Genomic DNA, 25,489 nt, shown 5'->3' with positions numbered 1-25,489 from the left:
ACCGACGGATGCGCGCACGCCTGCGGCCGCGAGTCGAACTGCGGCCGGGATTTTGCGAGAGCGGACGTGAGCGGATGCATCGTGTCGAAATGCGTTTGAACGCGAATGAACGTCAAAGGTAACGCAAGGCGGCCATCCAGCGCAACAACTGTCGGCGGGAAGCCGGCGCCGCGCGCCCGCACGTCATGCGGCGCCGCTGCGTTCGCGCCTGCGCAGCCATGCGGCGGCCGCGAGCCCGGCGGTGAGCAACGTGGCGACCAGCGCCGCGACGCCGGCCCAGCCGGATGCGCTCCAGAAGCGTCCGCCGAGCGAGCCGACGATGCTCGAGCCGAGATAGTAGGACAGCAGGTAGAGCGCGGCGGCCTGGCCCTTGCCTTGCGTCGCGAGGCGGCCGACCCAGCCGCTCGCGGTCGAATGCCCGGCGAAGAAGCCGAACGTCACGCACGCGATGCCGCACGCGATCGCGGCGACGGGCTGCAGCAGCGTCAACGCGACGCCCGCCAGCATGATGACGACGCTTGCGATCAGCACCCGGCCGCGGCCGAGCGAATCGGCCATGCGCCCCGACCACGGCGACGCGACGACGCCGACGAGATAGACGACGAAGATCGCGCCGATCGTCGCCTGGTTCATCGAATACGGCGGCGCGAGCAGCCGGTAGCCGACATAGTTGTACAGCGTGACGAAGCCGCCCATCAGGATGAAGGCCATCGCGAACAGCACCGGCAGTTCACGGCGGCCGGCGAGATGCCGGGCGAGCGCCGCGCGATGCTGGGCGAAACCGAGCCCGCGGCGCGGCGTGAAATGGCGCGACGGCGGCAGCAGCGCGCGAAACGCGAGCGTCGCTGCGAGGCCGAGCACGCCGATCGCGGCGATCGCGATGCGCCATGTGAACAGGTCGGCGAGCACGCCCGCGATCACGCGCCCGGCCATCCCGCCGATCGCGTTGCCGCCGACGTAGAGACCCATCGCGAGCCCGAGCCCGTCCGGGTGCACCTCCTCGGCGAGATACGCCATGCCGACGGCGGGCACGCCGCCGAGCGCGAGCCCGGTCAGTGCACGCAGCACGAGCATCTGATGCCAGTGCGGCGCGAACGCGGCGACGAGGGTGAGCACCGACGACAGCATCAGCGACGCGGTCATCAGCCGGTGACGGCTCAGGCCTTCGGATACGAAGCCCGCGACGAACACGGCGATGGCGAGCGCGCCCGTCGAGAACGACAGCGCGAGACTGCTCTGCGCGGGGCTCACGCCGAACGTGGTCGAGAATTCCGGCAGCAGCGGCTGCACATAGTAGAGCAGCGAGAAGGTCGCGTAGCCCGCGAACAGCAGCGCGACGCTCGCGCGCCAGTAACTGCGCGAGCCGCGTTCGAGATAGGGGGGTGAGGTGTCGCGGCGCGCGGCCACGGGCGTGGTTCCGTTCGGTGCGGTCACGCGAAGTCTCCTGACGACCGGGCAAAGGGCAGACGATACGCCCGTTGTGCAATTCGCGTGCGCGCCGCGCGTGTGGCCGGATTCGGCGGGCGGTCACATTCGACAGGGTATGATGGGGGTATCCGCCCGTGCAAGCGCACGCGCGATGCAGTGGTTGATTGGAGACATTCGACGAATTCGCGGCACTTCGCCTGCTTCTTCTTCTTTTCGCGCTTCGATAAACCGTGAACAATGGGATTACGCGCAACACCCCGACGAGGGCGGCGCGGATCGTGCATTTGCCGGCTCGCCAGCGAGCCGGGTTTCAAGTTTCAAGAGTGGGGAACCATCATGCATGTCGGGTCGATTGTCTGCACTACCCATATCGCGGTGCCGAAGGGCGCGCGCGGCATCGTCCAGCGCGTTCTGGGCGACATGGCCATGGTGACCTGGTACGCGGGCGTGCCGGGCGAGTCGAAGGAACTCAACACCGAGCCGTTCTTTCTCGAGGACCTGATCGATACCGGCGAATCCGTGCTGCCGGCCGGCGCCGCGATCCACTGAGCGCGCGTGCCGTAGCGGACGCTCGTGTTTCGGCGCGGCTGACGGCACAATGCGGGGCATGAAAGACGACACTTCCGCCCCCGCAGCTCCCGCCGGCCCGCCGTTCGCCGGCCTCACGCCCGAGTGCGTGCTCGACGCGCTCGACAGCGTGCTGATGCCGGACGGGCTGCGCACCGACGGGCGCCTGCTCGCCCTCAACAGCTACGAAAACCGCGTCTACCAGGTCGGCATCGAAGACGGCCCGCCGGTCGTCGCGAAGTTCTACCGGCCCGCGCGCTGGTCGGACGACGCGATCCTGGAAGAACACGCGTTCGTCGCCGAACTCGCCGCGCGCGAGATTCCGGCGGTGCCCGCGCGCGTGTTCGACGGCCGCACGCTGCACGCGTTCGACGGCTTCCGCTTCTCGATCTTCGAGCGGCGCGGCGGCCGCGCGCCCGATCTCGACCGCAGCGACACGCTCGAATGGCTCGGCCGCTTCATCGGCCGGATTCACGCGGTCGGCGCGACGCAGCCGTATGTCGCGCGTCCCGTGCTCGACATCCGCACCTTCGGCTACGAGCCGCGCGACTACCTGCTCGCGCACGATTTCATCCCCGACGATGTACGGCCCGCGTACGAGACGGCGGTCACGCTCGCGCTCGAGGGCGTCGAGGCCGCGTTCGAGCGAGCAGGCGAGATCCGCCTGCTGCGCACGCATGGTGACTGTCATCCGAGCAACGTGCTGTGGACCGATGCGGGCCCGCATTTCGTCGACTTCGACGACAGCCGGGTGGCGCCTGCCGTCCAGGATCTGTGGCTGCTGCTGCCGGGCGATCGCGAAGGCGCGTCGCGCGCACTCGCGGACCTGCTCGCCGGTTACGAGGATTTCTGCGAATTCGAGCCGCGCGAACTGCATCTGGTCGAAGCGCTGCGCACGCTGCGGTTGATTCACTACGCGGCGTGGCTCGCACGCCGCTGGGACGACCCCGCCTTCCCGGCGGCGTTCCCGTGGTTTAACACCCATCGCTACTGGGAAGCACGCGTGCTCGAACTGCGCGAGCAGATCGGCGCGATGCAGGAAGGGCCGCTCTGGCCCGTGTGACGGCGCGCGCGGCGGTGTCGCCGCGCGGTATCCCGGGGCGGGCCGCCGCGCGCGGCACGCGGCCCGCGTCGCTCATAACTTCAGCATCAGCTTGATCAGCGCGGCGAAGCGCTTGCCGTACGGCGGCGCAAGCAGGTTGCGCGCGTTCAGCCGTGCCTGCGTGAGCACGGGCTTCATCTTCGAGAACGTCACGAAGCCGTCGTAGCCGTGATACGCGCCCATCCCGCTCGCGCCGACCCCGCCGAACGGCAAACTGCCGCACGCGATGTGCATCAGCGCGTCATTGACCGTCACGCCGCCCGAGATCGTTTCGCGCATCACGCGGTCGATCGTGCCGCCGTCTTCGTCGAACAGGTACAGCGCGAGCGGTCGCGGGCGCGCGTTCACATAGGCGATGGCCTCGTCGAGCCGCTCGTACGGCACGAGCGGCAGCAGCGGCCCGAAGATTTCCTCCTGCATCAGCTGCGACGCAGCCGGCACGTGCGTGACCGCGCACGGCACGAAGCGGCGCGCCGCGGGATCGGACTGCGCGTCGGACAGCGGATGCAGTTGCGCGCCGGCCGCCTGCGCGTCGCTCGCAAGTTGCTGCAGGCGCGCGTAGTGACGCGGCGACACGATCGTCGTGTAGTCGCCGTTCGCCGACAGGTCGGGATACATCTTCGCGAACCGCGCCCGCGCTCGCTCGATGAACGCGGCTTCCATCCCGCGCGGCAGCAGGACGTAATCGGGGGCGATGCAGGTCTGGCCCGCATTCAGCGTCTTGCCGGCGACGATCGCGTCGACGGCCGCATCGAAGCGTGCATTCGGGCCGACGATCGCCGGCGACTTGCCGCCGAGCTCGAGCGTGACGGGCGTGAGGTTGTCGGCCGCCGCGCGCATCACGTGGCGGCCGACGTGCGTCGAGCCGGTGAACAGCAGGTGATCGAACGGTAGCGCACTGAACGCGGCGCCGACTTCCGCATCGCCGTTCACGACCGCGACGTGGTCGCGCGAGAAGGTCTTCGCGATCAGCTGCTCGAACAGTGCCGATGTGCGCGGCGTCAGTTCGGACATCTTGATGATCGCGCGGTTGCCGGCCGCGAGCGCGCAGATCAGCGGGCCGGCCGCGAGCAGTACCGGATAGTTCCACGGCACGACGATGCCGACCACGCCGAGCGGCTGCGGAATGACCTTCGCGCGCGCGGGCCGCAGCCACTTGTTCATCGGCTTGCGGCTCGGCTTCATCCAGCGCTTGCCGTGCTTGAGCGCATCGTCGATCTCTTCCTTCGCCATCCAGATTTCCGACAGCAGGACCTCCTGCTTCGCGCGGTGGCCGAAGTCGGCGCTGATCGCGTCGGCGAGCGCATCCGCGTGATCGATCAGCATCGTGCGCAGCGCGCGCAGGTGCTGCGCGCGGGTGTCCCATTCCGGGTACGGCGCGCGCAGGTAGGCCGCGCGCTGGTCGCGCAGCAGCGACGTCAGCGCATCGACCGACGGCAGCGCTTGCGGGGCCAGTTCGGGCAGGTCGTTCTTCATGTCGTCTCCTCCAGTGGGGCGTGGCGCGTCGGCCAGCAGTCAGGCCGCACGTGAGCGCTCGGCGAGCGTGGCGGGGCGGTTCAGGATGGCGCGCGTCGCGCGGCGCGGGGCCGGATGCGATGCGCGGTCGAAAACAGGGTGCGGCGTGCGGCAAGCGTCGTATGCGCGCGACGCTTGCCGCATCCGGAAGCGGGATCGCACGGTCAGCAAGTGCGGCCCGAGGCGATTCCTGGCCGGCGTGCGGTGCCGCGCGTCGCGCGTGGGCCGCTGCACGGCAGCGGGGCGGCGCGCTGCATGCAGCCACTCGCGCTCAGGCCTCTCGTGCCGTTGATGCGAAACGCCGTCCAAACGGTCGGCGACGCGCGTTGTCGTTCGATCTCGCGTGGCTGCGCGTGTGGTGTCGCAGATCACCCCACGGGCTGCCGTTTGAAATGAAATGCGGGCCCTGCGCGGCGCGTCCGGACAACCCGGTCGGCGCACGGCCTGCGGAACGTGGCGCTGCATCGTCGTCTCCCCAGTTTCGCGACGGCGCGGCTTCTCGCGGCCGGTGCATCGCGGCGATTCAATCGATACATCTTAAATTTAGTTCACGCGGGCGTTTAGAGGAATCGCTCTTGAATCCGCGTGCCGCGCGCGCGAAGGTCGTTCCTACAATGCCCGAACATTACAAGCGGGAGCCGGGCCGCGCCGGGCGCCGTTCATGACACGAAGGAGACGTGACATGCAATACGACTACATCATCGTTGGCGGAGGGTCGGGCGGGTCGAGCCTCGCCAGCCGCCTCGCCGATGCATGCCCCGACGCGACGATCGCGCTGATCGAGGCCGGCTCGCACACGGAGCGCAACCTGCTGGTCAACATGCCGGTGGGGATCGCGGCGCTCGTGCCGTTCAAGCTCGGAACGAACTACGGTTACGAGACGGTGCCGCAACCGGGCCTCGGCGGCCGCCGCGGCTACCAGCCGCGCGGACGCGGAATGGGTGGCTCGAGCGCGATCAACGCGATGATCTACACGCGCGGCCACCCGGGCGACTACGACGAGTGGGCACAACTCGGCGCGACGGGCTGGGGCTGGCAGGACGTGCTGCCGTATTTCCGCCGCGCGGAAGGCAACGCGCGCGGTGCCGACGCATGGCACGGCGCGGACGGCCCGTTGACAGTGTCCGACCTGCGCTTTCGTAATCCGTTCTCCGAACGATTCATCCAGGCCGCGCATGCGGCCGGCTACCCGCTCAACGACGATTTCAACGGCGCGACGCAGGAAGGCGTCGGCTTCTATCAGGTCACGCACCGCGACGGCTCGCGCTGCAGCGTCGCGCGCGCGTACATCTACGGCCGAAACCGGCCGAACCTGCACGTGATCACCGATGCGACGGTGCTGCGCGTGGGCTTCGACGGCAAGCGCGCGGTCGGCGTCGCGGTGTCGCGCAACGGACGCGTCGAGACGCTCGGCGCGCGCGCGGAAGTGATCCTGTCGGCGGGCGCGTTCAATTCGCCGCAGCTGCTGATGTGCTCGGGGATCGGTCCGGCGGAGCAGCTGCGCCGGCACGGGATCGCGGTCGTGCAGGATGCGCCGGACGTCGGCACCAACCTGATCGACCACATCGACTTCATCATCAACACGCGCGTGAATTCGTCGGAGCTGGTCGGCATCTGCCTGCGCGGGATCGCGAAGATGACGCCGGCGCTCGCACGCTACTTCTCGAGCCGCACGGGGATGATGACGAGCAACGTCGCGGAGGCCGGCGGCTTCATCAAGAGCGATCCATCGCTCGATCGTCCGGACCTGCAGCTGCATTTCTGCACGGCGCTCGTCGACGACCACAACCGCAAGATGCACTGGGGCTTCGGTTATTCGCTGCACGTCTGCGCGCTGCGGCCGTTCAGCCGCGGCACGGTTGCGCTCGCGAGCGGCGACGCGCGCGATGCGCCGCTGATCGATCCGCGCTTCTTCAGCGACACGCGCGACCTCGACCTGCTCGTGCGCGGCGCGCAGGCGATGCGCCGGATCCTGTCGCAGGCGCCGCTCGCATCGCAGGGCGGGCGCGAGCTGTACACGCGGGCGGACCAGAGCGAAGCCGAGCTGCGCGCGACGATCGTCGCGCACGCCGACACGATCTATCACCCGGTCGGCACCTGCCGGATGGGTTCGGATGCGCGCGCGGTCGTGGATCCGCAACTGCGCGTGCGGGGCGTCGAAGGATTGCGCGTGGTGGACGCGTCGGTGATGCCGACGCTGATCGGCGGGAACACGAATGCGCCGTCGGTGATGATCGGCGAACGCGCGGCGGACTTCATCGTCGCGGCCCGCCGGGGTGGCGTGCCGCGCGGCGAGGCGGCCGCGGCGGTGCACGGCCGCTGAGCGGCGCGCATCGGCACGCGACGCACGCGATGCTCAGGCGAACGTATCGACGAGGCCCGCGCGGCTCACGATCGCGCCGGCCGCTGCGGATTGCGCAGCGTCGACCGGTGCATCGACGGTTGACGATCCGGCGCGTGCGCGCAGCGATTGCTGGCCGCCGGCGAAGCGCTGCTGCGGGTTCTGCTGCTGCGAGGCGAAGCCGCCGTCGCTGACGGTCGCGCTGCCCAGGCCGAGCCCGCCCGCTTCCATCGCTTCGCGCAGCTTCGGCAGTGCGGCTTCCACCGCGTCGCGCACCTGCGGGTGCTGCGACACGAACAGCGCGTGCGCGTGGTTGTCGGCGACGCGCAGCACGACCTGCAGCGGGCCGAGGTCCGGCGGGTTCAGCGTCAGCTCGGCGCTCTGCTGGTGCGCGTTCGACAGGAACACGACCTTCTGGCTCAATGCGTCGGTCCAGTCGGCGGTGCCGACATGCGGCGCCAGCACATGCGCGTTGGCTGTTGCGATAGCGTTCGCGACGGGCGCTGCCTGCTGGTTCGCTTGTGCGGCTGCCGCAGCCGCAGCCGTTGTGGCGGCCGCGACCGACGTGTCGGCGGTGGGGCTGGCGGCTTCTTCGGTCGCCGCGAATGCATGCTGCGCGGCGGGCTGACCGGGTGCGCCGGGCTGCAGCGTCTGCGCGGCGGCCTGCGGGGGCGTCTGCTGCGCGGCGAGTGCGCCTTTCGCGTCGGCGAGCGTGTGATCGAAGGTCGGGACTTTCGGCGTCAGCGGTGCGGTGTTGGCCGATGCGGAAAGCGTCGCCGCCGGTGCTGCCGCGCCCGTCGCGGGCATCGCGATCGCCCCGGAGCCGCCGGTCAGCTTCGCAAGCGCCGTCGGCAGCGCGTCGCGGCCCGACGCCGGCACGGCCGGCTCGGCGGCCGCGTCCTTGCCTGCATGACCGGTCAGCGCGGCCGTGGCATTCGGCTGGCCGGATAAGGCCGTCGTTTGCGCGGTGGCGGCATCGGCGCTGGCCGGTGCCGCATCGTTCATGCGCGCCTGCAGTTGTGCCTGCACGGCGGCTGCCGCGGCGAGCGCGGCGGCATCGGGATTGGCGGTGGTGGCGTTTGCGTCGTCGGTCGACTTGTCGTCGTCGGTGCCGGACGGCTTCGTGCCGGCGGCCGGCGTCGACGCCGCCTGCTTCGATGTGACGTCGGGCTTGCCGGCGTTCGCCGCGTCATGCCGCGTGACGATGCTTTGCTTCAGCGTCTGCGCGAACGGCACGGCCGCCGCGCCGGGTGCGGCATCGTTGCCGGCGGACGGGGTGGCGGCGCTGGACGAACCGGCGTCGCGGACGGCCTTGAGTGCGGCGCCGGCGGTGTCGAGCAGTGCGCCGAGCAGGGGCAGGGGAGGCATGACGATTCTCTCGTTCGAAAGCGGTGGGCGGTTACGCCGATCGGGCCGCGTCGGCCCGCATGCGCAGGATCTTCGCGGCGTGCTCGTCGGCATCGCGCTGCTCGCGCTTCGCGGCGCGCTGCGCTTCCTGCGCGACGCCGCGCGCCTGCAGGATTTCGTATGAGCCGACGGTGCGCTTCTTCTGTTGCCAGTTCGGGCGTGCCTCGTCGATGCGCACTTCGGCTGCGGCCAGCACGTTGCGCTGCTGCACGATTGCCGCGTCGAGCGTATCGATGAACGCCTGGAAATTGCGCAAGTTGCCGGCGGGCATCCCGTGCTGCGCGGACTGCGCGAAGCGCGCGTGGTATTCGTCGCGATAGCGCAGCAGTGCGTCGAGCTGGTCGGCGGCCGCGCTGCGGTCGCGCTGCGCGGTGCCGAGCTGCTTCGCGGCCGTGTCGAGGTCTTCCTGCGCGCGGTCGAGCAGCAGTTGAAGGGGAAAGCCGTGTGCCATCGGGATCAGCCTCCGTGTACGTCGAACAGCGCATCGAGCGCGTCCAGACTCGACGCGAACGGCGCGCATTCGCGAAAGCCCTGTTGCAGGAACGCTTCGATGCGCGGATAGAGCGCGATCGCGCGGTCGAGTTGGGCGTCGCGGCCGGGCGCGTAGGCGCCGACCGCGATCAGGTCGCGATTGCGCTGGTAGCGCGACAGCATCTGCTTGAAGTGCCGCACGCGGTCGAGATGCGTTTCGTCGATCAGCGCGGTCATCGCGCGGCTGATCGATGCCTCGATGTCGATCGCCGGATAGTGGCCGGCCTCGGCGAGCGCGCGTGACAGCACGATGTGGCCGTCGAGGATCGCGCGCGCCGAATCGGCGATCGGGTCCTGCTGGTCGTCGCCTTCGGTCAGCACCGTGTAGAACGCGGTGATCGAACCGCCGCCCTCGGGTCCGTTGCCGGTGCGCTCGACGAGCGCGGGCAGCTTGGCGAACACCGATGGCGGATAGCCCTTGGTCGCGGGCGGCTCGCCGATCGCGAGCGCGATCTCGCGCTGCGCCATCGCGTAGCGCGTCAGCGAATCCATCAGCAGCAGCACGTGCTTGCCCTGGTCGCGGAAATACTCGGCGAGCGAGGTCGCGTAGGCCGCGCCCTGCATCCGCAGCAGCGGCGACACGTCGGCCGGCGCCGCGACGACGACCGAGCGCGCGAGTCCGTCCTCGCCGAGGATCTGCTCGATGAATTCCTTCACTTCGCGGCCGCGTTCGCCGATCAGCCCGATCACGATCACTTCCGCGCTGGTGTAGCGCGCCATCGTGCCGAGCAGCACCGACTTGCCGACGCCGGAGCCGGCGAACAGGCCCATCCGCTGCCCGCGGCCGACGGTGAGCAGCGCGTTGATCGCGCGCACGCCGACGTCGAGCACGTGGTGGATCGGTTCGCGATCGAGCGGGTTGATCGACGGCGCCGACAGCGGCGCGTCGACCTTCGACGCGAGCGGGCCCAGGCCGTCGAGCGGGCGGCCCGACGCATCGACGACGCGTCCGAGCATTTCCCAGCCGACCGGCAGCCGCTTCGCGCCGGCGAGCGGATCGGCCACGGGCGCGCTTTCCAGCGGCCACACGCGCGCGCCGGGCAAGACGCCTGCGACGTCGGTGGTCGGCATCAGGAACAGGCGATCGCCGGAGAAGCCGACGACTTCCGCTTCCGCGTGCGGCAGCGTGCTGCCGGGCGGCAATTCGATCGTGCATTCGGCGCCGACCGACAGGCGCAGCCCGATCGCCTCGAGCACGAGGCCCGCCGCGCGCGTGAGGCGCCCGCACGGCCGCAGCGGCAGCGCGCGCTGGCTGCGCGCTGCCAGCCCGTTCAGGTGCGTGCGCCAGTGTGCGAGATGCGGGTTGTGCGGCGCGCGCGGCGCAGCGCCGGAAGCGCTCGCCGCGTGCGGGGTGGCGCCGTGTGCGCTGTCAGGCGCGGTGTCGGGGCCGAACGACGCGAGCGCGAGTTCGCGCTCGAGCGGCGTCATCCCGTCGTGCAGGATCGATTCGGGCGTGGGCGTCACCATGCGCCCACCTTGCCGATCGCGGCGGCGACGCGCTGCCAGCGGGTGGGCAGCGTCGCGTCGACCTCGCCCGTCGCTGCGTGCGCGCGGCAGCCGCCGCGCTCGATCGTCGCGTCGGTGCGTACGTTCCAGCCGAGCGTATCGAGCTCGTCCTGCAGATAGGCTTCGACGACGGGCAGGTCGGCCGGATTGACCGCGAGATGCGGCGCGCCGGACAACGCCGGCTCGGCACCGAGCACGTCGCGCGCGGCCGCGACGAGCGCGGCGGGATCGTGTTTCACGTGCTGGCGCACGACCTGCTGCGCGATGTCGAGCGCGAGCTGCGCGAGGTCGGCCGCGAGCTCGTGCTCGGCGCTCGACACGGCTTCGCGGAACGATGCGGCGAGCGCCGCGAGCTGCGCGGCCTGTTCGCGCGCTTCGGCCTGGCCGGCCTTGAAGCCCTGTTCGCGGCCCTGGTCGAAGCCGGCCTGGTAGCCGCGCGCCTGGCCTTCGACGTGACCGGCCGCATGGCCCTCGGCATGCGCTGCGTCGCGCACGCGCTGCAGGTCCTTTGCGAGCGCGGCGGCGGTCGCTGCCGCGTGGTCGGGCGGCGGCGGGGGCGGCGGAGGATCGAACGACGCCATTTCCCACCGCTGGTACGCGGTGAGGGTGCCGGCGCGGTCGGGCGGGGAATCAGACATAGGCGTCTTCCGCCTTGCCGCCGATCACGACCTGGCCGCTCTCGGCGAGATTGCGGACGATCTGCAGGATGCGGCGCTGCTGCGTCTCGACTTCGGACACGCGTACCGGGCCGCGCGCGTCGAGATCCTCGGCGAGCAGTTCGGCCGCGCGTTGCGACATGTTCGCGAGGAACTTCTGGCGCAGCGCGGGCGGCGCGCCCTTCAGCGCGATGATCAGCGTTTCCGACTCGACTTCCTTCAGCACCATCTGGATCGCGCGATCCTCGAGGTCGAGCAGGTTCTCGAACACGAACATCTGGTCGACGATCTTCTGCGCGAGATCGGCATCGTACTGGCGCACGCTTTCGAGCACGCCCTCTTCATGATTGCTCGTCATGAAGTTCAGGATCTCTGCCGCGGTGCGGATGCCGCCCATCGGGCTGCGCTTCAGGTTGTCGCTGCCGGACAGCAGGCCGGTCAGCACGTCGTCGAGCTCGCGCAGCGCGGCCGGCTGGATGCCGTCGAGCGTCGCGATCCGCAGCATCACGTCGTTGCGCAGCCGGTCGCTGAAGCACGACGCGATCTCGGAGGCCTGGTCGCGGTCGAGGTGCACGAGGATCGTCGCGATGATCTGCGGATGCTCGTTCTTGATCAGCTCGGCGACCGCGCCCGAGTCCATCCACTTCAGGCCCTCGATGCCGCTCGTGTCGCTGCCCTGCAGGATGCGGTCGATCAGCACGCCGGCCTTGTCCTCGCCGAGCGCCTTCGTCAGCACCGAGCGGATGTACTCGCTCGAATCCAGCGACAGCGCGGTGTGCTCCTCGGCTTCCTTGACGAAGTCCTGCAGCACGTCGTCGACCTGCTCGCGCGTGACGTTCTTCAGCGCGGCCATCGCGGCGCCGATCTTCTGCACCTCGCGCGGCGCGAGGAACTTGAATACTTCAGCGGCCTCTTCCTCGCCGATCGACATCAGCAGCAGCGCGCTCTTGGTCAGGCCTTCAGCGTTCATCGGACACCCAGTTCTTCACGACGGTGGCGACGATCTTCGGATCCTGGCGGGCGATCGTGCGCGCGTAGTCGAGGTTGCGTTCGTAGCGATGCTTCTCGTTCTCGAAGCCGAGCAGCAGCGGATCGGGCTCGCCGGCCTTGTCCGGCGAGGGCAGGCCGTCGAGCGCGACCGGATCGCTCGGCGCCGCGAGCGCCGGTGCGGCGGGCTGGGGCGGCGGGAACGCGCGACGCATCGCCGGGCGCACGAACATGAAGTAGAGCGCCGCCGCGGCCGCCGCGACGCCGAGCCATTTCGCGGCTTCCTTCGCCATCTCGATCATGTCCGGCTGGCGCCACCACGGCAGGTCGGCGTACGGGTCGTTCACGGTCGAGAACGCGCTGTTCACGACGTTCACCGAGTCGCCGCGCTTCTCGTCGTAGCCCATCGCATCCTTCACGAGCTGCTCGATCTGCGCGAGCTTCGCGGGCGGCAGCGGCTGCATCGTCACGTGGCCCTTCGCGTCGGCGACCGGCTGGTAGTTGACGACGACGGCGACCGACAGCCGCTTCACGCTGCCCATCGGTTGTTCGACATGGCGGATCGTCTTGTCGAGCTCGTAGTTGGTCGTCTGGTCCTTGCGGTCGCTGACGGGCGTCGACTGCGGCCCGGTCTGGCCGTTGCCCGCGACGATCGGCGCGGAGGCCGGCTGCGGCGGCGTGTTCGACAGCGCGCCCGGCACGCCCGAGGCGCCGCCCTGCGCGAGCTCGGTCGCGCTGCTGGTCTGCTGGCTGCGGATCGCGGTCTGCTGCGGCGTGCCGTTCGGGCCGTAGCTTTCCGAGGTCTGCTCGAGCTTCGAGAAATCGACGTCCGCGCTGACCTGCGAGCGCGCGTTGCCGGTGCCGAAGATCGGCGCGAGGATCGCGTCGATGCGCTTCTGCGTGTTGTGCTCGACCTGTTGCACGTACTTGAGCTGGCTCGCGTCGAGGCCGGACGCCGAGGCGGACTGCGTCAGCAGGTTGCCGTCCTGGTCGACGATCGTCACGTTCTTCGCGGGCATGTCGGGCACGCCGGACGACACCATCCGCGTGATCGCCTGCACCTGGCCCTCGTCGAGCACGCGGCCCGGGTAGAGGTCGACGAACACCGACGCGCTCGGCGCTTCCTTGTCGCGCACGAACACCGACGGCTTCGGGATCGCGAGATGCACGCGCGCGCCGCGCACCGCGTTGATCGATTCGATCGTGCGTTGCAGCTCGCCTTCGAGCGCGCGCTGGTAGTTCACCTGCTCGGCGAACTGGCTGATGCCGAATTTCTGGTTGTCCATCAGCTCGAAGCCGACCGAGCCGCCCTTGGGCAGGCCCATCGCGGCGAGCTTCAGGCGCGTCTCGTGCACCTGGCTCGACGGCACGAGGATCGCGCCGCCGGCATCGGCGAACTTGTAGGGAACGTTTGCCTGCTGGAGCGCGGTGATGATCGCGCCGCCGTCGCGGTCCGACAGGTTGCTGTACAGCACGCGGTAGTCGGGCGCGCGGCTCCACAGCACGAGCGCGGTGATCGCGGCGATCGCGAACGCGACGGCGATCACGAACGGCAGCTTCGGGTTGCCCTTCATGCGCGAGATGCCGGGAATCCGTTCCGCGAAGCCGCCGAACCCGAAGTCTGCGCCCGCGCCCGGCAACGCGGCGGCCGCGGTGGCGCCTGGCACCGGGCTGGCGAGGCCCGTGCGGGCGTCGGGGTTGATCAGCGAGTTGGCCTGCGAATCCATGCGTGGAGTTTCTCCGGAGCGGGACGACTGAGCCGCTCGGACGAGCGGACGGACAATGACACGATGCGATTATCGGGATCCGGGCGGCACTCCGATCGACCGAAAAGAGCGGGGTTTCCCCCGTACTTTCGCGGCTTTGGCGCGCGGCACGCTGCTATCCTTTTTCGCGATCCGGCATGGTGCGCGTCGTGCGGCGCCGGCGGAAACGCCCGGTACGTCCGGGTCTCTACTCTTATGTCTGGGGACAGCATGGCTGCCAACGTCAGCGGAATCGGTTCGGTGTTGCAACAGATGCAGGCGATGGCTGCGCAGGCGTCCGGCGGGGTCGCGAGCCCGGCGGCGGCGCTCGCCGGCTCGGGCGCCGCGACGGCCGGCACGTTCGCGAGCGCGATGAAGGCGTCGCTCGACAAGATCAGCGGCGACCAGCAGCACGCGCTCGGCGAGGCGCAGGCATTCGAGGTTGGCGCGGCGAACGTGTCGCTGAACGACGTGATGGTCGACATGCAGAAGGCCAATATCGGCTTCCAGTTCGGGCTCCAGGTCCGCAACAAGCTGGTGAGCGCTTACAACGACATCATGCAGATGTCGGTGTGACGCGACGGGCATCCGGCGACGGGCATCCGGCGACGGGCAACCGGCGACGGGCAACCGGCGACAGGCATCTGGCGACGGGCATCCCGGGGGCGGCTTGCCGGCCGGGCCGGCTGCCCGTGTGCCTAAAGCTTTTCAATTCCCTTCCGATAACTCCGGAACAAGGTGGCGTCGTGCAATGCAGGGCGGCGGCTACCGCATAGCCAACGCATCACAAGGAGAAGCGCATGTTTTCCCCAGGACACGCTGGAGCCAGTGCGTACGCGCGTGTCGGCGTCGAGACGGGGGTGATGGGCGCCTCCCCGCACCGGCTGATCGCGATGCTGTACCAGGGCGCGCGGCAGGCGATCGCGCTCGCGCGCATGCACTTGCAGCAGGGCAACGCGTCGGCGCGCGGCGAAGCGATCGGCAAGGCGATCGGCATCGTCGAGAGCGGCCTGCAGGCTTCGCTGAACCGCGACGTGGGCGGCGAGATCGCCGGGCGCCTCGATGCGCTTTATGGGTATATCGGCCGGCGCCTGCTCCAGGCCAACGCGCAGGCGAGCGACGCGATGCTGGTCGAGGTCGACGGGTTGCTGGCGACGCTCGAGGAAGCGTGGACGGGCATCGCGCCGGAAGTCGCGCGGATCGCTGCGCAACAGGCGGCGGACGCGGCGCGATGAATCTCAAGGCCGAATACTTCGCTCGCTACGAGGCGCTCGCGGCCGTGTCGGGCCGGATGCTGTGCGCCGCGCGCATGGCCAACTGGGCCGCGCTGCCGGAGTTGCAGGTCGAATTCCTGCGGCTCGTCGACGGGTTGAAGGAGGCCGATCCGGGCGTGGCGCTCGACGAATCGGACCTCGGCCGCAAGCTTGACCTGATCCGCCGCATCCTCGCCGACGACGCCGCGATCCGCGATCTCGCGAGCCCGGAAGTCGCGCGGCTGTCCGCGCTGTTCGAGGCGCGGCGCTCGACCAAGGTATTGGCGGATCTCTACCGCGCGCGCGGGTAGTGCCCGTTTGCCGGGGGCGGTGGTGGCCGTGTACCCGGATTCGCAACGAGGTGGCTGAGGTGAGCAGGCTCCGATCATGACCGGTATCGACTCCGTTGCGGCCGCCCTGCTGGCGAGCCGCCTCGACAGCCTGCTGACCGGCACCATGACGGCGCCCGCGGGCGGCGGCTCGACCGTACAGGTCGGCACGCCGGGCGCCGGCGCTTCGTCCCCGACTTCGGCGGGCAGCCCGCCGGCCGCGCCGCCGGCCTCCGCGCAGACCGCGCTGTCCGATGTCGCGCTCGTGCTCGACGCGATCTCGCGCTCGGGCGGCGTCGCGACGCCGGTGATCGCCGGGCGTGCGCCGCTGCTGGCCGATCCTGCCGTGCTGCTGAGCGCACCGGCCGCGCTGCCGGACGGGCCGCAGGCGGCTGAACCGGCGTCTTCCACGCCTTCCTCCGCATCTTCTTCCGCCGGGGCGTCCGCTACGTCGTCCGCGGCTGCCGCGCGCGATGCGGCGAGCCTGCCGCCCGTCGCCGCGCTGCGCGCGGCGCTCGCGCAGGCCGTGAGCGAAAGCGGCCTGTTCTACGAATCCCATCTCGCGCAGTGGCTGGCCGGCCAGCGCCCGCTCGCCGCGCTGATGCGCGAACCGCAGGCACGCCTCGTGACCATGCCGGTGCCGGCCGCCCCGGATGCCGCGCAGCACGATGCGCCCGACGTGCTCGACGAACTGCTCGCGCAGCGGTTGCCGTTGCCGGCGGCGGCGCGAACCGCCGCGCCGCCGGGTACGCCCGCGCCGGGCGGCGCGCTTGCGCATGCGTTCGCGCAGAATGCTGCGATGGCCGTCCGGCAAGGCGCAGCGTCGGGCGCGGCGGGCATGGCCGATCCGCTCGGCGCCCCCCCCGACACGCGCTCGACTGCCGCGCGCGCCGAACTGGCCGCCGCGTCGTCCGATCCGCACGCGCAGACATCGCCTGCGGTCCATCCGGCCGCCGTGCCGATCGTCCGGCAACAGCTCGATGCGCTCGCGACCGACCAGTTCCGCTGGGCGGGCGAGGCATGGCCCGGCGCGCGGCTCGACTGGACGATCGAGCCCGACGACCCCGGCGGCCATGCGTCGCGCGGCGGCGACGACGCGGGTGACGGCATCGCGTGGCGCACGCGGCTGACGCTGACGCTGCCGTCGCTCGGCACGGTCGATGCGGAACTGGTGTTGAACGGCGCCCAGCTCGTCGCGCGGCTGCGCGCGAATTCGGCCGGCGCCGACCTTCTCGCACGGAACGAGGCCGCGCTGCGGCAGCGGTTCGAGGGATCGGGGCTGCGGCTCGGCGGACTGTCGATCCGCGCGGTCGACGACGCACAGGACGCCTTCGACCCGCTGGTTGCACAAGCGGCGGCCGCCGCGTACCCGCGTAGCGCGGCCGGCGGCACGCAGGGCGCCGACGATGAGGCGCCGCGATGAGCATGATGTCCCGCAAGCGCGCGGCCGCGCTCGTCTACGATCCGAAAGGCGGCGACGCCGCGCCGCGCGTCGTCGCGAAGGGGTACGGCCTGCTCGCCGAGATGATCGTCGCTCGCGCACGCGATGCGGGGCTCTATGTGCACACTGCGCCGGAGATGGTGTCGCTGCTGATGCAGGTCGACCTCGACGACCGGATTCCGCCGCAGCTCTACCAGGCCGTCGCTGACCTGCTCGCGTGGCTGTACGCGCTCGAGCGCACCGAGGCCGAACCCGTGCCGGGCGACGCCGCGCCGCGCTTTCCGCTGCCGCCGCTGCGTCGCTGAGCGCGTGGCACGCCACGGTTTCTTGCGAAATCCTGTCTCGGCCTTTCGTAGTTATTTCGCTGCCATCTTTTGTTTACTTGGTTCGATCAGTGCGCAATCTGCGTACTTTGTCGTTCATCGCCGGATTTTCGTGCGCGCCCGCGACACGCGGAAGGATTGAGCCGCCCCGCTGTTTGTGTAATGATATCCATTCTCATTTTCATGCTGCCCGGGCGGCGCACGTTTCTTCGTGCGCCGCCCGTTGCTTTGAACGAATGGAAACTCTCGCGTGAACGCGCCCGAAACGATCGCCCCGCCGCAGGCGGGCATGCCCCCTGCGGGCGTCACCGTGCTGCATCCGGCCGCACGTCCCCTGACCGACGCTGAGCTGGCGGCGCGCCGCCAGCGTTCGCGCCGCGCGACCTTCATCAAATGGCTGCGCAAGGTGCACGGCTGGGTCGGGCTATGGGGCGCGGTGCTCGGGCTGCTGTTCGGCGTGACGGGCGTGCTGCTCAACCATCGCGCGCCGCCGCTGAAGATCCCGACGGGCGAGCCGCAGGTCGAACAGCTGCAGATCGCGTTGCCGGACCCGGTGCCGAAGTCGCCGGCCGCGATGACGAAGTGGTTGCAGCACGAGTTGCACTTCGACGGCCGGCCGGGCCGCGTGCGCAAGGAGCCCGCGCAGCCGGTGGCCTGGGGTGACAAGCGCGTGATGCAGCCCGAGCACTGGCAGATGGGCCTGTTCGGGCCGCACCAAAACCTGCAGGCCGAATACTGGGTCGGCAACGGCTACGTGTCGGTGAAGCGCACCGGCAACACGTTCCTGACGACACTGAACAACCTGCATCGCGGTGTGGGCATGAGTCTCGGCTGGGTGCTGCTGATGGACACGATCGCGGGCTCGCTGATCCTGTTGTCGCTGACGGGCGTGCTGCTGTGGACGGAGCTGAACAAGCGCCGCACGGTCGGCGTCGTGCTGGTGGCCGGCTCGGTCGCCGCGGCGGTCGCCGCGGGCCTCGCCTGACGCAAGCGCCGGATCGCGCCGGCCTGCGGCTGGCGCGTGATGCGGATCCGGCCGTGCGGTCATGCGCCGGCGCCGGTCGACCTCAGAAGCCGCAGGTCGCGCCGTTGTTGGCCGCGATCTCGCGGGCGGCCTTCGCGCCTTCGACCTGCAGGATCGTCGGCAGCGACACGTTGTTCTTCGCGGCCGTGACCTCGGCGAGGATCGAGATCGCGATTTCCGGCGGCGTCCGGCTGCCGATGTAGATGCCGGCAGGCCCATGCAGCCGCGCGAGTTCCGCGTCGTTCAGGTCGAATTCGAGCAGCCGCTCGCGCCGTGCCGCGTTGTTGCGCCGGGAGCCGAGCGCGCCCACGTAGAACGCGGGCGTCTTCAGCGCCTCCATCAGCGCGAGATCGTCGAGCTTCGGGTCGTGCGTGAGCGCGATCACGGCAGAACGCGCGTCGAGCTTCATGTCGAGCACGGTGTCGTCGGGCATCGTGTGCACGACGCGCGTGCCCGGTACATCCCATGCATCCGTGTATTCCTCGCGCGGGTCGCAGACCGTCACCTGGTAGTCGAGCCCGACCGCTATCTGGCACAGATAGCGCGACAACTGTCCCGCGCCGATCACGAGCATCCGGTAGCGCGGCCCGTGGATCGTGACGAGCCGCTCGCCGTCGAACGCGAGCCCGTCGGTTGCCTGCGCGGGCGACAGCGATGCGCGGCCGGTCGCGAGCGTCATCGTGCGCGTGACGAGCCGGCCGGCTTCCACTTCCGCGCACAGTGCGGCGATCCCGCTGTCGCGCGTGAGCGGTTCCAGCACGAGCTGGATCGTTCCGCCGCAAGGCAGGCCGAAGCGATGCGCTTCCTCGGCCGTCACGCCGTACTTGACGGCTTCCGGGCGCGCGTCGGCCGCGATGCCGCTCGCATGCACGCGAGCGATCAGGTCATCCTCGATACACCCGCCGGACACGGAGCCGACCACGAGCCCGTCCTCGCGCACCGCGAGCATCGCGCCCTCGGGGCGCGGCGACGAGCCCCACGTCTTCACGACCGTCACGAGCAGCACGCGACGCCCTTCGTCGAGCCAGCGCGCGCTCGACTTCAACACGTCGAGATCCACACTTTCCATCGTCGTTACCTCATTGATTGGGCGCATTATGAACCGCCTGCCGCCGCCTTGCTTGCTGCGTGCCGGCGCGTGGCCGATCGGTGGCGGGAATCGGGACGGCCGGTGCGGACGGCCGGTGCGGAGGGCTTGTTCGGACTGCCTGCCGCGCCCGCAAAAAAAGCAAACGGCGCACCCGCGAGGCGAGTGCGCCGTTTCAGCGGGGCGACGCATGGCGCGTCGCCGTCGTGTTTCAGTCCGCGTGGCCGCGGGCGAGCTTCGAGTGGTGCCGCGAATACAGGAAGTAGACCACGAGGCCGATCACGAGCCAGATGCCGAACGCGGCCCACGTGACGGGCTGCAGGTTCAGCATCAGGAACAGGCACGAGCCGACCGCGAGGATCGGCACCACCGGCACGCCGGGGCAACGGAACGCGCGCGGCAGGTCCGGGTGCGTGCGGCGCAGCACCAGCACCGCGATCGACACCATCGAGAACGCGGCGAGCGTGCCGATGTTGATCAGCTCGGCGAGCACGTTGAGCGGCACGAGCGCGGCGATTAGCCCGAAGAACAGGCCGACGAGCCAGGTCGTCAGGAACGGCGTCGCGTAGCGCGGATGCACGCGCGACAGCGTCGCCGGCAGCAGCCCGTCGCGCGACATCGCGAAGATGATCCGCGTCTGGCCGTAGCTCATCACGAGGATCACGGTCAGCATGCCGAGCACCGCGCCGAGGTCGATGAAGCCCGCGACCCACTTCTCGCCGGCGATCTGCAGCGCATACGAGATCGGGTGCGACACGTTCGCGTACTGGGCCGACGGCACGATACCGGTCGCGATCGCCGCCACCGTCACGTACAGCACTGCGCACACCGCGAGCGACGCGATGATGCCGATCGGCAGGTCGCGCTTCGGATTCTTCACTTCCTCGGCCGCCGACGACACCGCGTCGAAGCCGATGAACGCGAAGAACATCACGGCCGCCGCGCCGAACACGCCGTTCCAGCCGTGCGGCATGAACGGCTTCCAGTTCGCGGGCGTCACGTGGAACAGGCCGACGGCGATCACGAGCAGCACCACCGTCACCTTGATGAACACCATGATGTTGTTGATGCGGGTCGACTCGCGGATGCCGATCGACAGCAGCGTTGTGATCACCAGCATCACGAGGAACGCAGGCAGGTTGAACCACGTGGCGACGCCCGGAATTGCGCCAGGCGCGGCCGTCAGCACGGTCGGCAGCGTGAGCCCGAAGCCCTGCAGCAGCGACTGCAGGTAGCCCGACCAGCCGACCGACACGGCCGATGACGCGAGGCCGTATTCGAGCATCAGGTCCCAGCCGATGATCCACGCGACGAGCTCGCCGAGTGTCGCGTACGAATACGTGTAGATCGAGCCCGCGACGGGAATCGTCGACGCGAATTCGGCGTACGACAGCGCGGCGAGGCCGCACGCGATCGCGGCGATCACGAATGACAGCATCAGCGCCGGGCCGGCCTGCACGGCGCCCGTGCCGGTCAGCACGAAGATACCGGTGCCGATGATCGCGCCGATGCCGAGGAAGGTGAGGTCGATCGCGCCGAGCGCTTTCTTGAGCCCGGCGCCATGCGCGCCGGCGATCATGCGATCGACGTTTTTCTTGCGGAAGAGTGACATTGCGATGAATCGCCAGCGCGCGCGAGCGCGGGGACGCTGACCGAGTGAAAACCCGTAATTTTAGCCGATTTGGCGTGGAAACCTCGCTGCGGCGCAGCGCTGCACTGCGGAATCGTCCGATAAAACAAGCGCTTGCGCGCAATCCACGACGCCCGACGGACGCCGCGCCGCGCACCGGGCCGGTGAATCGGGCGACCCCGGTGCTTCAGGCGCCCGACGCGGGCGCCATGTCGACGAGCCGGTTGCTCATCACGTAGAACGTGAGTTCCGCGTTGTTCGACAGCCGCATCTTCTCGAGCAGCCGCGAGCGGTACACGCTGACTGTCTTCACCGACAGCGACAGCGTGTTCGCGATGTCGGTGAGGCGCTTGCCCGACGCGAGCATGCAGAGCGTCTGGTATTCGCGGTCGGACAGCTTCTCGTGCGGCAATGGCTCGTTCTCGAACGACACGTATTCGGCGAGCGCCTCGGCCATCGCCGGGCTCACGTACTTGCGGCCGGCCGCGACTTGCTGGATCGCGCCGATCATCTGCGCGGCATTCACCGTCTTCGACAGGTAGCCGGCCGCGCCGGCCTTCAGCGCGCGCACCGCGTACTGGTCCTCGCGGTACATCGAGAACATCAGCACCGGCGTGCCCGGCAGCTTGCGCTTGATGCGCTTGAGCACCTCGATGCCGTTCGTATCCGGCAGCGAGATGTCGAGCAGGATCACGTCGAAGCTCTGGCGGTCGACGGCGGCCACCGCATCGCCGCCGGTCTCGGCTTCGGTCACTTCGCGCGCGATGCCGCGGTCGATCAGCAGGTGGCGGATCCCTTGCCGGACGATTGCATGATCGTCCACGAGCAGGATGTTCAGGCTCATCAGGACCTCACGAGCGCGACGCACGGCGCGTCGCGGCGCGTACGGCGAACAGCGAGTCCCACGCGAAGCGCGCGGTGACGCGCGTGCCGCGGCGCGATTCCGGCGCGCTGGTGTCGAAGCTGCCGCCGAACGCTTCGCAGCGGGCGCGCATGCCGGCGAGGCCGTAGCCGCTGCGCCGGCTGCGCGCGAAACCGGTCCCATCGTCGGTGACGATCAGCGACAGATGCGTGCCGTCCGTGTCGATCTGCACGTCGACGGACGCGGCGCGCGCGTGCTTCGCGACGTTCGCCAGCGCTTCCTGCGCGACGCGGAAGATCGCGAGCGCGCTGGCGCCACCGAGTTGCGTGAGTCGTGCGTCGGCCGCGCACACGAAGCTCGTGCGCAGGCCGGTGCGCGCCGCGTGGCTGTCGGCCCATGCCGACAACGCACCGACCAGCCCTCCATCGAGCGCCGGCGTGTCGCGTTCGTCGATCAGCCGGCGATTTGCGTCGGTCGCGGCCTCGAGCGCCTGCTGGGCGAGCTCGAGCGCGCGCAGGCAGCCGTCCGGCGCATCGGCCGGTAGCCACGTTTGAACGTTTGCGAGCGCGAAGCGTGCGGCGGTGAGTTCGGCGCCGAGCCCGTCATGCAACTCGCCGGCCAGATGGCGGCGGGCCGCTTCGTCGGCGGCCAGCAGTTGCTCCGACAGCACCGCGATCCGGGCTGCGGATGCTTCGCGTGTGGGCAGGGCTTCGGCCATGGCCGGCGTAGCGGCGCAGCTGTGCACCAGCTGCCGCGACGGGAACGGGGCGTGAGCGCCCGCTGGCGCGTTGAGCGACGTATCCATGACTCTCCCTGCTGTCAGAAAGCGGTTCAGACACCAGCTGGCTGGGTGAATTGGCTGCCGTTTCGATGACGGCCGCCGCCAGAGAATCGCCCCATCCAGAGGTAACAAAAGTTACATTCTGTAACGTTTGCATCCGACCCTTCAATGACCGTCCGAACGGCAACCACGCGGGCCGAATCATATCTCAAAAATTCTGAAAAGGTCATGTCGGGCGGACATTTAAGGGTAAATGTGAATAATCGGAATGAAGCTGTTGTAGGAAAAACACCGACATGAAAGTATGCGAACAGCCCGTATCCAAATGTAACTATTTGAGATGGGATGGTCCCAGTTTGTAACGAATTCGCCAAGTAGGGACGAAAAAAAACCGGAGCTTTTGCTCCGGTTCTTGATGCGGCACAAATTCGGGGATCGATCAGTCCACGAATGCGCGCTCGATCACGTAGTGACCCGGTGCGCTGTTCTTGCCTTCGACGAGTCCGGCCTGCTTCAGCAGGTCGGTCGTGTCCTTCAGCATCGCGGTGCTGCCGCACAGCATCACGCGGTCGTTTTCCGGCGAGAACGGCGGCACGTCGAGATCCGTGAACAGCTTGCCCGTCGCGATCAGGTCGGTGATCCGGCCCTCGTTGTCGAACGCTTCGCGCGTGACCGTCGGGTAGTAGACGAGCTTTTCCTTGATGATGTCGCCAAGGTACTCGTGGCCCGGCAGGTCGTGCTTGATGTAGTCCATGTACGCCAGCTCGCCCTTCAGGCGGCAGGTGTGCGTCAGGATGACCTTGTCGAAGCGTTCGTAGATGTCCGGGTCGCGGATGATCGACATGAACGGAGCGAGGCCCGTGCCGGTCGACAGCATCCACAGCGTCTTGCCGGGCAGCAGGTTGTCGGCGACGAGCGTGCCGGTCGGCTTCTTGCCGATCAGCACCGGGTCGCCCACCTTCAGGTGCTGCAGGCGCGACGTCAGCGGGCCGTTCTGGACCTTGATGCTGAAGAATTCGAGGTGCTCTTCGTAGTTCGGGCTGACGATCGAGTAGGCGCGCGCAAGCGGCTTGCCGTCGACCTCGAGGCCGACCATCGTGAATTCGCCGTTGTTGAAGCGCAGGCTCGGCTCACGAGTGCAGGTGAAGCTGAAAAGCGTGTCGGTCCAGTGGTGGACGGATTGGACGGTGGCGGTGTCGTATTTGCTCATGGCTTTGAAAACGGACGCGCGTAGCGAACGCGTGTAACGGGCCCAAAAACGGGCAAAAAACCGAGTGCGTCGGCCCGATCGAGGATCGGCCGGCCGGCGCGTCGGACACGCGCCTTCTCGATGACAGACGATTGAGGAACTGGTTATTTTACCCTGCTTGGGGCAGATGCGGGCTTGACCCGCGCGGCTGCGCGGATTTGGCGCAACGAATTATTTCAACCGGCTTTCAGCGATCGGCTGCGAGCTTCGTGCCGAGGCCGACGAGCGCAGCCCCGCACAGCGCGTCGAGCGGGCGCCGCACGCGCCGGTAGCCGCGCTGCGCGCGCGGGCTCGCGAACAGACAGGCGACGCTCGAATACCAGCCGGCCGACAGCACACCGATCGTCACCAGCACCGCGCCGTTGAACCACAGCGGCACGTGCGCGGGCAGCATCGCCGCGAACACGCTGGTCCAGAACGCGCACGATTTCGGGTTGGTCAGGCACGTGAGCAGGCCGCTGCGATAGGCGCGCAGGTAGTCGCGCAGGTGCGGTGCGGCAGGCGGCACGCGCGCGTCCGGCGCGTCGGCCGGCGCCGGGTCGCGGCGCACGCCCGAGCGCAGCAGCTTCACGCCGAAATACACGAGATAGACGGCGCCGCCGATCCGGATCGTCTCGTACAGCCATTCGACCTGGTGCAACACGGCCGCGAGGCCGAGCATCGCGAGCGTTGCCCACGCGACCGATGCGGTTCCGACGCCGAGCGCCGACGCGGCGCCGAGACTGCGCCGCCCCGCGAGCGACAGTTGCGAAATCATGAAGAAATTCGGGCCGGGCGTGATCGCCGCGACGAGGTAGACCACGGCGATTTGCAGCAGGATCGGGAGGTAGGACATGGCGGCGCGGCGGCGGGGCGGGCAAAGCGCTACTGTAGCGTGCACCGCGCGGCCGCGCTTGCGGCGTTACCGGATCACGGTGGATCGAGGCGCAATCGCGCAATATACGGCAGGTGGTCCGACAGCCAGGCGGTTTCGCCGGATGGCGCCTGCCATTCGAGCGGCGTCAGCCCGCGCACGAACATCTTGTCGAGCGCGAGCGCCGGCGAGAACGCGGGGAACGTGCGGCCCGACTGGCCGAGCAGCGTCGCGACCTCGGACAGCCCGATCTCGCCGAACAGCGCGACCGAATCGTTGCGCCAGTCGTTGAAGTCGCCGGCGAGCACGAGTGGGTCGTCGCCCGCGTTGCGCACGATCCAGTGTGCGATCCAGTGCATCTGGCGCAGCCGCGCCGCGCGCGTGAGCGCGAGGTGCGCGCACAGCAGCGTGACCGGGCGCGCGCCGGCGAGCGTCGCGCGCGCGACCAGCAGCCCGCGCCGCTCGAAGCGGTGCGCGGAGATGTCCCAGCGGCCGCCGAGGTCGAGCGGGTGCGGCGACAGGATCGCGTTGCCGTGCCGCCATGACGGCTTGAACACGTTCGGCCCGAGCGCGATCTGCCAGTCGAGCGCCTGCGCGATCTCGGTGGCCTGGCAATGCCACACGTCGTCGACCGCGTCGTCCATCGGTGCGCCGAAGCCGGGTGCGAGCAGCGGGCGCGGCATGCGGCGCGCCATCGCTTCCTGCAGAAAATACACGTCGGCGTGCGTCGACTGCATCCAGTTGCGCATCGCGTTCCACGCGGTGAAGCCGAGCGGCGAGCGGCCTTTGTGCAGGTTCCAGCTGACCGCGGTGATTTCGTCGGGCGCGGCGTGCGGCTCGGCGAACGGCAAGGACAGGGCGTCGGCGGACAT

At 69.4% G+C, this 25,489-nt stretch carries 24 protein-coding genes; 9 read left to right on the top strand and 15 right to left on the bottom strand.

Annotation, left to right across the window (positions count from 1 at the left end):
- Window positions 1-183: 183 nt before the first annotated feature.
- Window positions 184-1,434 carry an MFS transporter gene (locus PI86_RS01340; protein ID WP_039317917.1) on the bottom strand — a complete coding sequence of 417 codons (1,251 nt, stop codon included), beginning with the start codon at window positions 1,432-1,434 and terminating at the stop codon, window positions 184-186.
- A gap of 330 nt (window positions 1,435-1,764) precedes the next feature.
- Between PI86_RS01340 and PI86_RS01335 the strand changes: the two genes are divergently transcribed.
- Window positions 1,765-1,977 (top strand): hypothetical protein, encoded by a 213-nt coding sequence (locus PI86_RS01335; protein WP_011886311.1) that lies wholly within the window; start codon window positions 1,765-1,767, stop codon window positions 1,975-1,977.
- A 49-nt stretch (window positions 1,978-2,026) separates the two neighbouring features.
- Window positions 2,027-3,058, top strand: a complete 1,032-nt coding sequence (locus tag PI86_RS01330) for a serine/threonine protein kinase (protein ID WP_039317911.1) — start codon at window positions 2,027-2,029, stop codon at window positions 3,056-3,058.
- 72 nt (window positions 3,059-3,130) lie between these two features.
- Here PI86_RS01330 and PI86_RS01325 read toward each other — a convergent pair whose 3' ends face one another.
- Window positions 3,131-4,573, bottom strand: a complete 1,443-nt coding sequence (locus PI86_RS01325) for a coniferyl aldehyde dehydrogenase (RefSeq protein ID WP_039317908.1) — start codon at window positions 4,571-4,573, stop codon at window positions 3,131-3,133.
- A gap of 721 nt (window positions 4,574-5,294) precedes the next feature.
- Between PI86_RS01325 and PI86_RS01320 the strand changes: the two genes are divergently transcribed.
- Window positions 5,295-6,935: a GMC family oxidoreductase gene (locus PI86_RS01320; RefSeq protein ID WP_039317905.1), complete on the top strand. Its 1,641-nt coding sequence runs from the start codon at window positions 5,295-5,297 to the stop codon at window positions 6,933-6,935.
- Between the two features lie 33 nt (window positions 6,936-6,968).
- On the opposite strand, the gene PI86_RS01315 is transcribed toward PI86_RS01320, so the two are convergent.
- From PI86_RS01315 to fliF, 6 genes are read right to left on the bottom strand one after another with little or no spacing between them, the layout of a single operon-like run.
- Window positions 6,969-8,321, bottom strand: coding sequence for a flagellar hook-length control protein FliK (locus tag PI86_RS01315; RefSeq protein WP_039317902.1), 1,353 nt, complete (start codon window positions 8,319-8,321; stop codon window positions 6,969-6,971).
- A 31-nt stretch (window positions 8,322-8,352) separates the two neighbouring features.
- Entirely contained in the window at window positions 8,353-8,811 is a 459-nt protein-coding gene (fliJ, locus tag PI86_RS01310) for a flagellar export protein FliJ (RefSeq protein ID WP_014895750.1), read from the bottom strand.
- 5 nt (window positions 8,812-8,816) lie between these two features.
- Window positions 8,817-10,358 (bottom strand): flagellar protein export ATPase FliI, encoded by a 1,542-nt coding sequence (fliI, locus tag PI86_RS01305; protein WP_039317899.1) that lies wholly within the window; start codon window positions 10,356-10,358, stop codon window positions 8,817-8,819.
- Window positions 10,352-11,035: a flagellar assembly protein FliH gene (gene fliH / locus PI86_RS01300; RefSeq protein ID WP_039317895.1), complete on the bottom strand. Its 684-nt coding sequence runs from the start codon at window positions 11,033-11,035 to the stop codon at window positions 10,352-10,354. Before fliH ends, fliI begins: the two co-directional genes overlap by 7 nt.
- A complete protein-coding gene (gene fliG, locus PI86_RS01295) occupies window positions 11,028-12,023 on the bottom strand; it encodes a flagellar motor switch protein FliG (protein ID WP_014895753.1) in 996 nt (331 codons plus the stop codon). The genes fliH and fliG overlap by 8 nt, the downstream gene beginning before the upstream one ends.
- Window positions 12,013-13,767 carry a flagellar basal-body MS-ring/collar protein FliF gene (gene fliF / locus PI86_RS01290; protein WP_039317892.1) on the bottom strand — a complete coding sequence of 585 codons (1,755 nt, stop codon included), beginning with the start codon at window positions 13,765-13,767 and terminating at the stop codon, window positions 12,013-12,015. The genes fliG and fliF overlap by 11 nt, the downstream gene beginning before the upstream one ends.
- A gap of 249 nt (window positions 13,768-14,016) precedes the next feature.
- On the opposite strand from fliF, the gene fliE reads away from it, so the two are divergent.
- The 6 genes from fliE to PI86_RS01260 all read left to right on the top strand — a co-directional run bounded on the left by fliE (window position 14,017) and on the right by PI86_RS01260 (window position 18,116).
- On the top strand, window positions 14,017-14,361 hold the full coding sequence (fliE, locus tag PI86_RS01285; RefSeq protein ID WP_014895755.1) for a flagellar hook-basal body complex protein FliE: 345 nt from the start codon (window positions 14,017-14,019) through the stop codon (window positions 14,359-14,361).
- Window positions 14,362-14,585: 224 nt separating this feature from the next.
- Window positions 14,586-15,020, top strand: a complete 435-nt coding sequence (gene fliS, locus PI86_RS01280; RefSeq protein ID WP_039317889.1) for a flagellar export chaperone FliS — start codon at window positions 14,586-14,588, stop codon at window positions 15,018-15,020.
- Window positions 15,017-15,349: a flagellar protein FliT gene (locus tag PI86_RS01275; protein WP_039317886.1), complete on the top strand. Its 333-nt coding sequence runs from the start codon at window positions 15,017-15,019 to the stop codon at window positions 15,347-15,349. Before fliS ends, PI86_RS01275 begins: the two co-directional genes overlap by 4 nt.
- 76 nt (window positions 15,350-15,425) lie before the next feature.
- Complete coding sequence (fliK, locus tag PI86_RS01270) at window positions 15,426-16,790, top strand: flagellar hook-length control protein FliK (RefSeq protein ID WP_039317882.1); 1,365 nt, start codon at window positions 15,426-15,428, stop codon at window positions 16,788-16,790.
- The gene (locus PI86_RS01265) at window positions 16,787-17,113 is read left to right on the top strand and encodes an EscU/YscU/HrcU family type III secretion system export apparatus switch protein (RefSeq protein ID WP_014895759.1); all 327 of its coding nucleotides are present in this window, start codon (window positions 16,787-16,789) and stop codon (window positions 17,111-17,113) included. Before fliK ends, PI86_RS01265 begins: the two co-directional genes overlap by 4 nt.
- A gap of 268 nt (window positions 17,114-17,381) precedes the next feature.
- Complete coding sequence (locus PI86_RS01260) at window positions 17,382-18,116, top strand: PepSY-associated TM helix domain-containing protein (protein WP_039317880.1); 735 nt, start codon at window positions 17,382-17,384, stop codon at window positions 18,114-18,116.
- An 82-nt stretch (window positions 18,117-18,198) separates the two neighbouring features.
- Here PI86_RS01260 and PI86_RS01255 read toward each other — a convergent pair whose 3' ends face one another.
- From PI86_RS01255 to PI86_RS01225, 7 genes are all read right to left on the bottom strand, one after another.
- Complete coding sequence (locus tag PI86_RS01255; RefSeq protein ID WP_014895761.1) at window positions 18,199-19,224, bottom strand: XdhC family protein; 1,026 nt, start codon at window positions 19,222-19,224, stop codon at window positions 18,199-18,201.
- 229 nt (window positions 19,225-19,453) lie between these two features.
- Window positions 19,454-20,854 carry an amino acid permease gene (locus PI86_RS01250; RefSeq protein WP_014895762.1) on the bottom strand — a complete coding sequence of 467 codons (1,401 nt, stop codon included), beginning with the start codon at window positions 20,852-20,854 and terminating at the stop codon, window positions 19,454-19,456.
- A 205-nt stretch (window positions 20,855-21,059) separates the two neighbouring features.
- The gene (rqpR, locus tag PI86_RS01245) at window positions 21,060-21,716 is read right to left on the bottom strand and encodes a response regulator transcription factor RqpR (RefSeq protein WP_039317875.1); all 657 of its coding nucleotides are present in this window, start codon (window positions 21,714-21,716) and stop codon (window positions 21,060-21,062) included.
- Between the two features lie 7 nt (window positions 21,717-21,723).
- Window positions 21,724-22,539, bottom strand: coding sequence for a quorum system sensor histidine kinase RqpS (gene rqpS, locus PI86_RS01240; protein ID WP_039317872.1), 816 nt, complete (start codon window positions 22,537-22,539; stop codon window positions 21,724-21,726).
- Window positions 22,540-22,954: 415 nt separating this feature from the next.
- Complete coding sequence (locus PI86_RS01235) at window positions 22,955-23,725, bottom strand: ferredoxin--NADP reductase (protein ID WP_014895765.1); 771 nt, start codon at window positions 23,723-23,725, stop codon at window positions 22,955-22,957.
- Window positions 23,726-23,951: 226 nt separating this feature from the next.
- Entirely contained in the window at window positions 23,952-24,599 is a 648-nt protein-coding gene (locus PI86_RS01230) for a LysE family translocator (protein WP_039317870.1), read from the bottom strand.
- A 74-nt stretch (window positions 24,600-24,673) separates the two neighbouring features.
- Complete coding sequence (locus tag PI86_RS01225; protein ID WP_039317867.1) at window positions 24,674-25,489, bottom strand: endonuclease/exonuclease/phosphatase family protein; 816 nt, start codon at window positions 25,487-25,489, stop codon at window positions 24,674-24,676.

It is taken from the genome of Burkholderia sp. A9 (genome assembly GCF_000801975.1).
This window is presented reverse-complemented; position numbering and strand designations above follow the sequence as displayed.